We start from the raw sequence: 12,399 nt of genomic DNA on the forward strand, positions 1-12,399 counted from the left end.
GCTCGCTCACACGTATTTGATGCCGCCTCGAGCGGCTTTTTTTCGTTATCCACATGCTCCGTCGCCCTCTGAGTTTTGGCCTGCTGCTTCCGCTACTGCTGGCGGCACAACCGGTGGCGACCGACAGCTATCTCGCGGCGCTGCCCGCGATTGCCAAGGCGCTGGGGTCGGCCAGTACCAGCCTCACCGTATTTGCGCTGGCATTCGGCATCGGGCAGTTGCCGATGGGCAGCCTGGCCGACCGCTTCGGCCGCCGGCATGTGCTGCTCGCCGGGCTGGCCGGCTATGTCATTGCCGCGCTGGCGGGCGCCCTGGCGGTCAGCACGCTCATGCTCACCGCCGCGCGTGCCATGCAGGGTTTTTCGATGGCGGCGATCCTGGTTTGCGCGCGGGCAGCGGTGCGGGACTTGCACCCGGCCCGCGACGGCCCGCACGTGATGGCGCGCGGGCTCACGGGGCTTGGCATGGTCGCGCTGGTCTTGCCGATTCTGGGCGCCTTCATCACGCAGCACGCGGGATGGCGCTGGGTGTTGGTCGGAATGAGCCTGTACGCGCTGGTGCTGTGGGTCATGTGTTGGCGTGGTTTTGCCGAGACGAGGCAGGAAGCTCACCAACAGGCAGGCGGCGTGCGAGAGATCTTTGCAGACGCGGAGTTCCGCGGCTGGGCGATGCTGGCCGCCGCAACCTACGGCGGGATGTTCTGCTTCCTGCTGCTCTCGCCGATGGTCTATATCGCCTACATCGGGTTGTCGCCCGGGCTGTATGGCTGGATTCCCTCCGGCGGCACGCTGATCTACATCCTGAGCACCATCGGTTGCCGGCACCTGCTGCGTCGCCAGAGCATGGTGCGCACGGTGCAGCAAGGCGCGACGCTGAGCCTGGTCGGCGCCGGCATTCAAGGCCTGGGCTGCTGGCTGCTGCCCGGCCATGCGTGGCCGCTGCTGCTGGGGCACGGCATCTATTGCATGGGGCACGGCATTCACCAGCCGTGCGGCCAGGCGGGTGCGGTCGGCAATCTTCCGCATCTTGCGGGGCGCGCGGTGTCATGGTCCGGTTTCATCATGATGTTTGTCGCGTTCTGCCTGGGGCAGACCGCTGCGGCGTTCGACGACCCGTCTCATAGCCTGGGCGCGTGGCCCATGGTCGTGCCGATGATGCTTGCCGGGACCGTGTTGGCGTTGCTCGCGTTCATCTGGCTGCCCAGGTTGCGAACCGCGTCCTAGGTGCGGGCAGGGCGATGGTTGCTTTCGTTGCTTTCGTCAATTTCGCCGCTGTTGTCGCCTTCCGCGCGCGCCGTCCCCATTGTTCTGTCGCGCAACGCACCTTAAGCTGCACGGTTGAAGGGCGGCGCACCTGGCGAGACGCAAACGTATCGCCCCGCGCCGCTGATGGGTACGCTGCAGTGCCACGTTTTCTTGTCTAAGCCATAGGAGTTTGCTCATGGGCCGCGATGCCGACCTGCCATTCAAGACCGCCGGCCTGGAGTTCATCGAGTTCGCCACCCAAGATCCGGCCGCGCTCGGCCAGGTGTTCAACTCGCTGGGCTTCAAGGCCATTGCCCGGCATGTGAGCAAGGACGTCACGCTCTATCGGCAGGGCGACATGAACTTCCTCGTCAACGCAGAAGCCGATTCCTTTGCGCACCGCTGGGCCGAAGAGTACGGCGTGGGTATCTGCGCGATCGGCATCCGCGTGAACGATGCACAGCGGGCCTTCGATCGCGCTGTCGAGCTGGGCGCCTGGCCTGCCGAGGGCGAGCCGATCGGCCCGGCCGAACTGGTGATCCCGGCCATCCAGGGCGTGGGCGACACGCACCTGTACTTTGTTGACCGCTGGCGCGGCAAGCACGGCGCTCGGGGTGGGCTGGGCGATATCTCCATCTACGACATCGACTTCCGGCCGCTGGACCCGGCCACCGCGCATGATGACTGGCACCACGCGGGCGTTGGCCTGGCACGGGTTGACCACCTGACCCAGACCGTCGGACCCGGCCGCCTGCAGGATTGGATCGACTTTTACCGCAATCAGCTCGGCTTTCGGGAGATCCATGAACTGCATGCCAACTGGCATGTGGCGACGGACTCCCGTGTCATGGTGTCGTCATGCGGCACGATCCGGATTCCGCTGTATGAAGAAGGCACGCACCGTGCGCACCTGATGCACGCGTACCTGCCCGACCACCCCGGCGAAGGTGTGCAGCACATTGCGCTGTCCACCGATGACATCCTGCAAACGGCAGCGGCATTGGCTGCCAATGGCATCCGCTTCGTCGAACCGCCGCCGCACTATTACGACACCGTCGATGCGCGCTTGCCGGGCCACGGGCTGGATCTAGAGGCGCTGCGCCGCTACGGCATCCTGGTGGATGGAGAGGTCATCGACGGTGTGCCGAAGCTGTTCCTGCAGACGTTCATCAAGCGCCAGCCGGGGGAGATCTTCTTCGAGATCGTGCAGCGGCGTGGCCATCACGGGTTTGGCGAGGGCAACCTGCCAGTTCTGACAGCGCTGAAAACGGCGCCGTAGACGCACTATTGCCGCCCTTTGCCGATTACGCCGCGGCCGCAAGCCTCACGCGGTTGCGCCCGGCCTGCTTGGCTTCGTACATCAGCACATCGACGCGGCGCAGGATGCTTTCCTGGGATTCCCCGGCGAGCGCGTCCGTCACGCCAAAGCTCGCCGTAAGCCCAATGTTGATGTCGCCATGCCGCAGCGGCGAGCCTTCCAACGCCAGGCGGATGCGTTCGGCCACCTGCTCGGCGGTCGCGATGGTCGTGTTGGGCATCAGGATGACGAATTCTTCGCCGCCGTATCGGCCGAACTCATCTGTTTCGCGGATGCACGATCGCACCACGGAAGCCACGTGCGTCAGGGCAGCGTCGCCTACGTCGTGTCCGTATCGATCATTGATCTGCTTGAAATGGTCGAGATCGAACAAGGTGCACGACAGGCGCACCCGGTGGCGCTGAAGGTTGGCCAGGTGACCGCCCAATCTTTCTGCGATGACGCGCCGGTTCAGCCCGCCGGTCAGGTAATCGTTGGCCGCCAGGCCTCTCAAGCGATTGACGAGCCTGCCGACCACCACCCCGATGGCCGACATGTTGGCGATTACCAGAAACACCATGAAGCCCCACAGATAGGGGACGAAACTCAGGTGGAAGTCGCCGATGGGTTGGCTGCCCTGCACCAGCGCCACCAGGATCTGCGCCAGCCGCACGAAGAAGAGTGCCCCGACACACAGGAACGGCACCGCCAGCAGCGCCCGGCTGTAGTGTTTTGCCAGCCCCTTGAGGCACAGCACGCCGGTGAAAAGCGTGAGGAAGCCGTTGGCGGCGTTGAAGACGAGCGACCGGACCGGATAGGAGTTGTTGTCCGAAGGCAGGAATGCGGTGGCCACCATTTCCAGCAGCAGGGGCGCGAGCCAGACGGGGAGAAAGAGCCGGCCTGAGCGGCCGAAGGCGGCAACACCCCTGCAAAAGATCATCAGGCCGCCCACCACCAGCCAGTCCGCCACCTGAACGGTGAGGAAGTTCGACTGGAGCATGCGCTCTGAAGTCAGTGCCACGCCAACCCCGGTCGAGATGTTGGCGACAAAGAGCAGATTCCCCTGTCTGATCTCTTCGCGGAAGATCTGGCTCAGAACGGCCCACATCATCCCGCAAACCGCAAACAGGATCAGCATCACAACCCGCAGGATGCTTTCGCTCTGATCCATGATCTACGCTCCCCATTCACCGGATTCTTTCTTGATCCGGTTATTCGATAGCTAACGGCCAAGTTGAAGCGCGGTGAACCCCACTTTGGTCGGGGGCGATAAAAATTTATCGACCGTGTGTTTCACTAGCTAAACAAAGGCCAAAACGAGGCGCGGTGTCTCGTTGGAACGGTTCAGTTCCTGAGCTTGGCGAGCGCTGCGTCATGAAGATGCGGGCATGATCGAGTCAGGTTGAGCAGGATCCTCGGGCCCGGCTTTGTTCCCGTGGCAAGAGCACTTTTCCTCGGGCCGCAACACCCCATGCGCACGAATACGCAACCAAATTGCATCGGCATTGGCGCAAAATAGCGGTTTGGGCGTTTTTGCGCCCCCTCGCACCCCATGGAGACGGTATGAACAACGTTGTCGAATCGGCCCTTTCGATCGAGAAGAACCCGAACTGTGTTTCGGCGGACGCGCGCGCCAGCCTGCTGGAAAACCCCGCTTTCGGCCGCGTTTTCACCGACCACATGGCCACCATCCGCTACACCGAGGGCAAGGGCTGGCACGACGCCAAGATCGGTGCGCGCGGTGTTCTCCAGACGGATCCGGCCACGCAGGTGCTGCACTACGCGCAGGAAATTTTTGAGGGGATGAAGGCGTACCGCCTGCCGGATGGCGGCGGCGCACTGTTCCGCCCCGATGCCAACGCGCGCCGCTTCCAGAACTCCGCCAAGCGCCTGGCCATGCCCGCGCTGCCTGAAGACCTGTTCCTGCAATCCGTGCGCGAACTCGTGAAGCTCGACCGCGAATGGATTCCGTCGGGCGAGGGCTCAGCGCTGTATCTGCGTCCGTTCATGATTGCCACCGAGGTTGCGTTGGGCGTCAAGCCTGCGGCGGAATATCTGTATTGCGTGATCGCCTGCCCGGTTGGCGCGTACTTCAAGGGCGGCGCAACGGCTGCCGTCACGATCTGGGTGTCCGACACCTACACGCGCGCCGCGCCCGGCGGCACGGGCGATGCCAAGTGCGGCGGCAACTATGCGGCCAGCCTGATCGCCCAGGCCGAAGCCTCGCGCGAGGGCTGCGATCAGGTGGTGTTCCTGGATGCGGTGGAGCGCAAGTGGATTGAAGAACTCGGCGGCATGAACGTCTTCTTCGTCTTCGAAGACGGCTCGCTGCAGACGCCGCCGCTGACTGGCACGATCCTGCCGGGCATCACGCGCGATTCGCTGATCACCCTGGCGCGCGGCATGGGCCTGACCGTGCGGGAAGAGCCATACTCCATCGACCAGTGGCAAGCCGATGCCCAAAGCGGCCGCCTGCGCGAAGCCTTTGCCTGCGGCACGGCCGCCGTGGTCACGCCCATCGGCAAGGTCAAGGGCCACAAGCACAACTTCACCATCGGCAACGGCGGGGCAGGCGAGCTGACGACCAAGCTGAAGGCAGCGCTGGTCGAGTTGCAGAATGGCCGCGCGCCGGACCCGCACGGCTGGCTCGATCGCGTGTTCTGAGCACGGGATGGCCGAGTCGCTCTCCCAGCCGTCCGTTGAGGCCGCCGAGGCGTGGATCACCACGCCCGATGGCCGTCTCTATGCCAGGCAATGGGGCGGCCCTGTCAACGACGCCGCCCGGCCACCCATCGTGCTGCTGCACGATTCGCTCGGCTGCGTTGAGCTGTGGCGCGATTTTCCACAGCGCCTGGCGCAGTCGACTGGGCATGCGGTCATCGCCTACGACCGGCTCGGCTTCGGCAAGTCCGATGCCTACCCCGGCCAGTTGGGCCCGGACTTCATCCAGCAGGAGGCGCATGGCGGTTTTGCCGCACTGACCGATCAGCTTGGTGTCGACCGCTTCATCGTCTTCGGCCACAGCGTGGGCGGGGGCATGGCGGTGTCGATTGCGGCGGCGTATCCGGACCGCTGCGCGGGCTTGATCACGGAATCGGCACAGGCGTTTGTGGAAGAGCAGACGCGCGAGGGCATCCGCATGGCCAAGGCGCAGTTCGCCGCGCCTGATCAGATGGGCCGTCTGGAGCGGTACCACGGCAACAAGGCGCAATGGGTGCTGGACGCGTGGGTCAACACGTGGCTGTCGCCGGCCTTCGCGCAGTGGTGCCTGGATGATGCATTGCTGGCCGTGCGCTGCCCCGTCCTGGCGCTACATGGCACGGAAGACGAGTACGGCTCGAGCGCGCAGCCCGAGCGCATCGTCACGCTGGCCGGGGCGCCCGCCACGCTCAAACTGGTGCAGCGTTGTGGTCATGTGCCGCACCGGGAGCAGGAGACGGCTGTGCTCGACGCAGTCAACGCGTTCCTGGCCGCATCGGTGTGACCCTGCCTCTCTCCGTCGGCGTTGCCCTGACGCGGGCGCATGTGCTCTTCTCCGGGCCCGCGCTCAGTTGCGGCGCATCAAAACCGAACGACCGTTTTTAAATCGGCAGTTTCAATCACCATCGTTTTTCCCATCCACAGAGGGCTGCGCAGCGGCCGCTTTGTTTGGAAGTTCGCCCCTAGTTTCTGGTGTTGGACTCTTGTCCTGACGCGCCTATAAAGCAGGCGTCGGGCACGACCCCGGCGGCGTACGCATGTGCGCATACAAGCCAAGCCACCCAGCAGGGCAAACAGGAGGAAGACAATGGCAACACCCGGCATGGTCGCGTCCGTGGAGTGGACCGACGGCAAGCGCTATTTGTGGATGCTCGGCGCGCTGACCATCACGCTGCCCATCGTGGCGGCGGTTTCGGCGCTGGCCACAGGCTGGCATCCGTTGTGGTGGGCGGGGCCGTTCATCGTGTTCACCATCATCCCGCTGCTCGATTTCCTGATTGGTGACGACCCGGACAACCCCCCCGAGGAAGTCGTCCCGACGCTGGAGAAACAGCGCTACTACCGCCGCATCGTCTATCTGGCCACCACGGTGCTCTACGTGAGCTTTGCTGTGGCGATGTGGGTGCTGCGCACGTACGAGCTCGCCTGGTACGACTATGTGGCGTTTGCGTTTTCGGTGGGCGTGGTGACCGGTATCTCGATCAACACCGCGCACGAGCTGGGGCACAAGACCGACGGCTTCGAGCGCTGGCTGGCGAAGATCACGCTCGCGCCGGTGGCCTATGGTCACTTCTTTGTGGAGCACAACCGCGGCCACCACGTGCGTGTGGCCACCCCGGCCGACCCGGCTAGCGCGCGTTATGGCGAATCGTTCTGGGCGTTTCTGCCGCGTACGGTAATGGGCAGCATCAAGTCGGCGTGGGCGCTGGAGAAGCGGCGGCTGGAGCTGCACGGCCACTCGGTCTGGTCTTGGCGCAACGATGTGCTCAACGCCTGGGCGATGACAGTGGTGCTGTGGGGCGCGTGCATTGCGTTTGTCGGGCTCAAGGCGGTGCCGTTCCTGATCATCCAGGCCATCTATGGTGCCTCGCTGCTGGAGGTGGTGAACTATCTGGAGCACTACGGCCTGTGCCGCCAGCAACTGCCCAGCGGCCGCTACGAGCGCTGCACGCCGCAGCATTCGTGGAACAGCAACCACGTGGTGACGAACCTGTTCCTGTATCAGCTGCAGCGGCATGCCGATCATCACGCCAACCCGACGCGCTCGTTCCAGGCGTTGCGGCATTTCGAGCATTCTCCGCAGTTGCCCGCCGGGTATGCCGCGATGATCCTGGTGGCCTACGTGCCGCCGCTGTGGTTTCGCGTGATGAATCCGCGTGTGGTCGCGCACTACAAGGGCGACATGTCGCTGGCGAACATCAAGCCGTCGATTCGGGAAAAAGTGCTGGCGCAGTATCCGGCGCGCGCCTGAGGCGCGAACGCTATCGGCGGCCAACCAGGTACTGCACGCCCTGCGGGCCGTAGCGCTCGGTGTGCGGTGCGTTGGCAGCCAGGTGGAAGACGTCGCCGGGGCGGTATACGTGCTCGACGCCGCCCGTGCGAATGTGGATTTCCCCCGTCAGGATCAATGCCTTGGCTTCGAACGGGTGGGCGTGCTCTTCCAGCTCACCCGCGTCGCGCCTGACGAGGACGAATTCGGCAAAGCCCTCGGCGGTAAGCGCGCTGACAAATGCGTCGCGATCCATGGCGGGTCTCCCTCGTGGCGGCGCCAGAGCTTTACCTTAGACGCTGGGCGCCGGAAGACAAAGACGGCCGGAAGGTCTACGACTTCACCGTGCAGAGTCGCTGGCGAACGCCCATGAAAAAAGGGGCCGTAGCCCCTTTCTCCTTGCACTTGCTGACGCGTTAGCCGTTCAGGGCAGCGTCCTTGACCTTCTTCAGGGCGCGGACTTTCACGCGCACCGTTGCGGGCTTCGCTTCGAACCACTGGTCTACGCCGGTGAACGGGTTCTTGCCAAAGCGGCGCTTGGTTGCTGGCACCTTGACCGACGTCACCTTGAACAGGCCCGGCAGCGTGAATTCGCCGGCGCCCTTCTTGTGCAGGGCGGCCGTGATCGTGTTCTCCAGGTGGAGCAGCACGGCCTTCACTGCCTTGGCGTCAACCTGCGCCTGTTCGGCCAGATGGCTCACCAGGCTGGATTTGGTGAACGTGTCCTTCAACGGTTTGACCGACACCGTGGTGGCGGCAGGCTTTTTTGCCGGCGCGGCCTTCTTCGGGGTCGCCTTCTTTGCTGCTGTCTTAGCTTTGGTCGCCATGGGAGAAATCAGAGTTAGGTGAATGGGCCATCCAGGTTTGGCGCGCCGCCTGGGCAACGCGCTTCGCGCAAGAATAGCAAATCTGGCGCCAGCCCAACACCCGCGCCGACTTCCCTACCTCATCTTTCATTCTATTTGGTGTCCGGCGGCCGCAATTTCGTCGGCTGATCGACGCAAATCGTGCTTCAGCTCGCTCAACACCATGTGTCGGGCGGCATCGTCAAAGTCTTGCCCCCATTCCAGAAGCTGGCGATGGCCTTGGCTGAGCTGATCGGAGGGTAACGGGCGATTGCCGTTGCACGCGTCACCCAGCAGCGCTCGATATTGCTCCAGCACGTGCACGCCATGCGCCGTCAACGCGTACTCCGTTTCTTTTCCGACCCTGTGCTTCGAGAGGAGGGCCAGCTTTTCCAGCTTCTTGAGTGCGTAGGTCGCTAAGTGCGGGTCTGTCACGCACAGCTCAAAGCACAAGCGGGAGAACCGGACCGGCACCTCGTGCAGGCCGACCCTGACCAGCGCCTTTCTTTCGAGAGGCGACAGATGGCCGATGCCGGCCATCTGGGCACACCGGTGCATCCACTGGTCGACGGACCGCCTCAGCCTGTCGACGGCACTGATGAAGTCGAACACGTTATTCAAAGGCATGGCCGTCAGACCTCGCATCACGGGAGCGGGACGGGCACAGCGAAGCTCTCCATGAAGGACAGCGCCGGCTGTGCAGCCACCAGGCTTTCGATGCCCTGTTTCAAGGTGTCGACCGCGAGCCAGGGATAGTCCAGCGCCCCCTGAAGTGTGCCCAGCGATGCCGCACCCGCATCGGCCACCGAATCCATGCGCTCGATATGGATGTGCAGCGCCGCAACGCGGTACGTGCCGTCACCGCCCTTGGAAAAACGCCAGCGGTAGAAACCCTTGCCGGCGCGCATGGTGTGGGCGGCCGTCTCCCGCATGGCCACGAACCACGCGATCTCCAGCGTGTCGCCCGTGAATGCAAGCGCATCGACGAGGTAGTAAGTCCGGCAACGATCGAACACCTTGGCAAACTCCGAGACCAGGGTGGTGGCGATGCCGGCCGCACCCTCGGCCCGCAACGGGAAGTTGATGGTGTCGGTGTTGATCGAGAACGTCAGCAGGGCGTCCGGTGCAAATGCTTTGTGGATCAGTTCGGGGCGGTTGCCGTCCTTGGCTTGCACGTACTTTTCAAGCAGGGATCTGGCCGCTTGGAGCGGGATCGATTTCATGACGTTGAAGGGGAGATGGAGTTGTCGATTGCAAACGCGCTTCCGTGATGCAATGGCGCTGTCGGATGGCTCATTTGCTAAAATTTCATGCAAAGCTTGCTGAAAAAGCTAAGTGGAGCAGATCGCCAATGGCAACGAGTACTGAAAACAAAACCCTGACGGTCACCCACGCCGCATGCCTGGTCGACGGCTCGGACCGCGAATTCCGTCATCTGGTCAACGGGCTTCTGCCGTTTGCCGCACGGTTGCTTTCGGTGCGGGATGGTTTCGGCAACCTCGTTGGTTTGACGGGGGTGCAGTACTCGCTGATCCGCTCGATCGCGCACCTGTCGAAGCAGGATGAAGTGACGGTGAACCAGCTGGCGGACCACCTGCACCTGAGCGGGCCGTTCATCACCATCGAGACCAACAAGCTGAAGAAGCTCGGCCTGATCGACAAGAAGGCGAACCCCGAAGACAAGCGCAAGATGCGCCTGACGGTGACAGCCGCGGGCACCCGGCTCCTGAACGAACTGCTGCCGGTGCAGCAGCGCATCAACGACGTGCTGTTCGAGGGGATCACTCGCACCGAATTCAAGGTGCTGTGCTCCGTGGTCGACCGCCTTGTCGCCAATGGCGACCGTGCCGCGCTTGACCTGGGCCACCTGCTGGCGCGCCGGCAGGCCGACAAGCCCACGTCGGCACGCTAGCCTCGGCGCCGTCAGTGCGCAGCCCATTGGATGGTGCTGAGGTCGACGCCGTCCTGATGCATCTCCCATAGCGGACTGAGCGTTCGCAGGCGGGATACGGTGCCGCTCACTTGCCGGATGACTTCATCGACTTCGGCTTCGGTTGTGTAGCGGCCCAGCGTGAAACGGATGGAGCTGTGGGCCAACTCATCGCTGCGGCCCAGAGCGCGCAGTACGAATGAAGGCTCCAGCGAGGCCGACGTGCAGGCCGAACCAGACGACACGGCCACACCCTTGATCCCCATGATGAGCGACTCGCCTTCGACATAGTTGAAGCTGATGTTGAGGTTGTGCGGCACACGGTGTTCCAGGCTGCCGTTGACATACACCTCGTCCAGTTGCGCCAGTCCGGCCAGTAGCCTGTCTCGCAGGGCGCCGACGCGGCGCGCCTCACTCTCCAGCTCCAGCCTGGCCAGCCTGAACGCTTCGCCCATGCCGACGATCTGGTGCGTGGGCAGCGTTCCCGAGCGCATTCCGCGTTCATGACCGCCGCCGTGGATCTGCGCCTCCAGGCGGATCCGCGGCTTGCGGCGCACATACAGCGCGCCGATGCCCTTCGGGCCATAGACCTTGTGCGCAGTCACGGTCAGCAGGTCGATCTTGAGCGCTTCCAGATCGATGGGGATCTTGCCGGCAGCCTGCACGGCATCGCAGTGGAAGACGATGCCCGCCGCGCGGCACAGCTCGCCGATTTCGGCCACGGGCTGGATCACGCCAATCTCGTTGTTGACCATCATGACCGACACGAGAATGGTGTCCGGGCGTAAGGCGTTGCGCAGCGTGTCCAGCGCGATCAGCCCATCCTCGCCGACATCGAGATACGTGACATCGAACCCCTGGCGCTCCAACTCGCGACACGTATCGAGCACCGCCTTGTGCTCGGTCTTGACGGTAATGATGTGCTTGCCCTTGCCGCGATAGAAATGCGCGGCGCCCTTGATCGCAAGGTTGTTGCCTTCCGTCGCGCCGGACGTCCACACGATCTCTCGCGGGTCGGCGTTCAGGAGCGCGGCGACCTCAGCCCGCGCAGTTTCAACCGCTTGCTCGGCATCCCATCCATAGGCGTGACTGCGGGAAGCCGGGTTGCCGAAGCGCGTGTACAGGAACGGCACCATCTTCTCGACGACGCGAGGATCGACAGGCGTCGTCGCGCTGTAGTCCATGTAGATGGGGAAGGTGTTCGGTTCGATTTCCATGGGGGTTCCTTCTGTGCTGCGCAGGCGTTGAAGCGCGTCGGAATCGACGGCTTCGATGATCAAAAAGTGGGCCGAGTCTAGCACCGGGTACGCGCAATCTGTGCTCGCCCCATGCCGCCGGCAGGGTTGATTGACGATCTTCTGCGAGCTTCCTTTGCGTCTTTTCGCACCGGTTCCGGTGTGAATAAATCCTTAAATATCAATTAGTTAGGTTGGTTCTGGCCGCTCGCGTTGCTACGCGCAAGGATTGGCTTCAGGGTTTTCACTAGCTTGAATAGCGTTGTTTGCTAGCATTGAATAATACCTAAGTTATAAAGCTAAACGACAAAACAAAAACCCGACAACGTGCGTAGGAGTGGTGATGGCTGAGTCTTCTGTTGCTTGTGGTGCCGACGTGGATGCGCAGCGCCAATTCAGAAACACCCTGGCGATGTTCGCGACCGGCGTCGCCGTCATTACGGCGCCGCGGGAAGGTGGTGTGCCGGTGGGGATCACGGTTGCCTCGTTCAACGCGGTGTCGCTCGACCCGCCGCTGATCCTGTTCTCGGTGGACAAGCGCTGCCAGAGCCTGGGCGATCTCAGTGCAACACGCAGGTATGCCGTGAACGTGCTGGCCGAGGCGCAACAGGACGTCTCCAATCGGTTCGCCAAGGCGAATTCCGGCAAGTGGGACGGCATCCATTGCAGCCCGCAAGGCGAAGCGGGGCACGTGCTGCTGCCCGAAGCGCTCGCCACGTTCGAGTGCGAACCCTATGCGCAGCACGACGGCGGCGATCACGTGATCTTCATCGGACGGGTCACCCGTCACCAGGCACGCCCCGAAGGGCGGCCTCTGATTTTCTTTGGCGGTAAATACCGGGCGCTCGAAGACACGCCGGTCGCCGCCTGAACCAACAA

13 protein-coding genes are annotated in these 12,399 nt (G+C 63.4%); 7 read left to right on the forward strand and 6 right to left on the reverse strand.

Going from position 1 to position 12,399, the window contains the following annotated elements; all coding sequences use genetic code 11:
- Nucleotides 1-53 precede the first annotated feature (53 nt).
- Nucleotides 54-1,223 (forward strand): MFS transporter, encoded by a 1,170-nt coding sequence (locus NG900_RS14800; protein ID WP_252681661.1) that lies wholly within the window; start codon nucleotides 54-56, stop codon nucleotides 1,221-1,223.
- A gap of 217 nt (nucleotides 1,224-1,440) precedes the next feature.
- On the forward strand, nucleotides 1,441-2,523 hold the full coding sequence (locus NG900_RS14805; RefSeq protein ID WP_252681662.1) for a 4-hydroxyphenylpyruvate dioxygenase family protein: 1,083 nt from the start codon (nucleotides 1,441-1,443) through the stop codon (nucleotides 2,521-2,523).
- A gap of 25 nt (nucleotides 2,524-2,548) precedes the next feature.
- Here the strand turns inward: NG900_RS14805 and NG900_RS14810 are convergent, their stop codons facing one another.
- Nucleotides 2,549-3,679 (reverse strand): GGDEF domain-containing protein, encoded by a 1,131-nt coding sequence (locus tag NG900_RS14810; RefSeq protein WP_252681665.1) that lies wholly within the window; start codon nucleotides 3,677-3,679, stop codon nucleotides 2,549-2,551.
- A gap of 425 nt (nucleotides 3,680-4,104) precedes the next feature.
- Between NG900_RS14810 and NG900_RS14815 the strand changes: the two genes are divergently transcribed.
- From NG900_RS14815 to NG900_RS14825, 3 genes are all read left to right on the forward strand, one after another.
- Nucleotides 4,105-5,205, forward strand: a complete 1,101-nt coding sequence (locus NG900_RS14815; RefSeq protein WP_252681668.1) for a branched-chain amino acid aminotransferase — start codon at nucleotides 4,105-4,107, stop codon at nucleotides 5,203-5,205.
- Nucleotides 5,206-5,212: 7 nt separating this feature from the next.
- Nucleotides 5,213-6,025 carry an alpha/beta fold hydrolase gene (locus tag NG900_RS14820; RefSeq protein ID WP_252681671.1) on the forward strand — a complete coding sequence of 271 codons (813 nt, stop codon included), beginning with the start codon at nucleotides 5,213-5,215 and terminating at the stop codon, nucleotides 6,023-6,025.
- A gap of 303 nt (nucleotides 6,026-6,328) precedes the next feature.
- Nucleotides 6,329-7,492: an alkane 1-monooxygenase gene (locus NG900_RS14825; RefSeq protein WP_252681673.1), complete on the forward strand. Its 1,164-nt coding sequence runs from the start codon at nucleotides 6,329-6,331 to the stop codon at nucleotides 7,490-7,492.
- A 10-nt stretch (nucleotides 7,493-7,502) separates the two neighbouring features.
- On the opposite strand, the gene NG900_RS14830 is transcribed toward NG900_RS14825, so the two are convergent.
- The 4 genes from NG900_RS14830 to NG900_RS14845 all read right to left on the reverse strand — a co-directional run bounded on the left by NG900_RS14830 (nucleotide 7,503) and on the right by NG900_RS14845 (nucleotide 9,578).
- Nucleotides 7,503-7,766, reverse strand: a complete 264-nt coding sequence (locus NG900_RS14830; RefSeq protein WP_252681676.1) for a cupin domain-containing protein — start codon at nucleotides 7,764-7,766, stop codon at nucleotides 7,503-7,505.
- Between the two features lie 160 nt (nucleotides 7,767-7,926).
- Nucleotides 7,927-8,337: an HU family DNA-binding protein gene (locus NG900_RS14835; RefSeq protein WP_252681678.1), complete on the reverse strand. Its 411-nt coding sequence runs from the start codon at nucleotides 8,335-8,337 to the stop codon at nucleotides 7,927-7,929.
- 126 nt (nucleotides 8,338-8,463) lie between these two features.
- Nucleotides 8,464-8,982: a winged helix DNA-binding protein gene (locus tag NG900_RS14840; RefSeq protein ID WP_252681680.1), complete on the reverse strand. Its 519-nt coding sequence runs from the start codon at nucleotides 8,980-8,982 to the stop codon at nucleotides 8,464-8,466.
- 17 nt (nucleotides 8,983-8,999) lie between these two features.
- Nucleotides 9,000-9,578: a nuclear transport factor 2 family protein gene (locus NG900_RS14845; RefSeq protein ID WP_289813810.1), complete on the reverse strand. Its 579-nt coding sequence runs from the start codon at nucleotides 9,576-9,578 to the stop codon at nucleotides 9,000-9,002.
- A gap of 128 nt (nucleotides 9,579-9,706) precedes the next feature.
- On the opposite strand from NG900_RS14845, the gene NG900_RS14850 reads away from it, so the two are divergent.
- Complete coding sequence (locus NG900_RS14850; protein WP_252681684.1) at nucleotides 9,707-10,267, forward strand: MarR family winged helix-turn-helix transcriptional regulator; 561 nt, start codon at nucleotides 9,707-9,709, stop codon at nucleotides 10,265-10,267.
- Between the two features lie 11 nt (nucleotides 10,268-10,278).
- On the opposite strand, the gene NG900_RS14855 is transcribed toward NG900_RS14850, so the two are convergent.
- Nucleotides 10,279-11,502, reverse strand: a complete 1,224-nt coding sequence (locus NG900_RS14855) for an IscS subfamily cysteine desulfurase (RefSeq protein ID WP_252681686.1) — start codon at nucleotides 11,500-11,502, stop codon at nucleotides 10,279-10,281.
- A 361-nt stretch (nucleotides 11,503-11,863) separates the two neighbouring features.
- Here NG900_RS14855 and NG900_RS14860 point away from each other — a divergent pair, with 361 nt between their 5' ends.
- Nucleotides 11,864-12,391: a flavin reductase family protein gene (locus tag NG900_RS14860; protein WP_252682169.1), complete on the forward strand. Its 528-nt coding sequence runs from the start codon at nucleotides 11,864-11,866 to the stop codon at nucleotides 12,389-12,391.
- Nucleotides 12,392-12,399: the final 8 nt, after the last annotated feature.

Origin of the sequence: Ralstonia soli (assembly GCF_023955655.1) — a bacterium.
In the GTDB taxonomy this organism is placed as follows: Bacteria; Pseudomonadota; Gammaproteobacteria; order Burkholderiales; family Burkholderiaceae; genus Ralstonia; species Ralstonia soli.

Coding starts and splice junctions, on each gene's coding strand:
- NG900_RS14860 (WP_252682169.1), top strand. CDS start 11,864: ATGGCTGAGTCTTCTGTTGCTTGTGGTGCCGACGTGGATGCGCAGCGC.
- NG900_RS14835 (WP_252681678.1), bottom strand. CDS start 8,337: ATGGCGACCAAAGCTAAGACAGCAGCAAAGAAGGCGACCCCGAAGAAG.
- NG900_RS14800 (WP_252681661.1), top strand. CDS start 54: ATGCTCCGTCGCCCTCTGAGTTTTGGCCTGCTGCTTCCGCTACTGCTG.
- NG900_RS14825 (WP_252681673.1), top strand. CDS start 6,329: ATGGCAACACCCGGCATGGTCGCGTCCGTGGAGTGGACCGACGGCAAG.
- NG900_RS14840 (WP_252681680.1), bottom strand. CDS start 8,982: ATGCCTTTGAATAACGTGTTCGACTTCATCAGTGCCGTCGACAGGCTG.
- NG900_RS14805 (WP_252681662.1), top strand. CDS start 1,441: ATGGGCCGCGATGCCGACCTGCCATTCAAGACCGCCGGCCTGGAGTTC.
- NG900_RS14855 (WP_252681686.1), bottom strand. CDS start 11,502: ATGGAAATCGAACCGAACACCTTCCCCATCTACATGGACTACAGCGCG.
- NG900_RS14810 (WP_252681665.1), bottom strand. CDS start 3,679: ATGCTGATCCTGTTTGCGGTTTGCGGGATGATGTGGGCCGTTCTGAGC.
- NG900_RS14815 (WP_252681668.1), top strand. CDS start 4,105: ATGAACAACGTTGTCGAATCGGCCCTTTCGATCGAGAAGAACCCGAAC.
- NG900_RS14845 (WP_289813810.1), bottom strand. CDS start 9,578: ATGAAATCGATCCCGCTCCAAGCGGCCAGATCCCTGCTTGAAAAGTAC.
- NG900_RS14850 (WP_252681684.1), top strand. CDS start 9,707: ATGGCAACGAGTACTGAAAACAAAACCCTGACGGTCACCCACGCCGCA.
- NG900_RS14820 (WP_252681671.1), top strand. CDS start 5,213: ATGGCCGAGTCGCTCTCCCAGCCGTCCGTTGAGGCCGCCGAGGCGTGG.
- NG900_RS14830 (WP_252681676.1), bottom strand. CDS start 7,766: ATGGATCGCGACGCATTTGTCAGCGCGCTTACCGCCGAGGGCTTTGCC.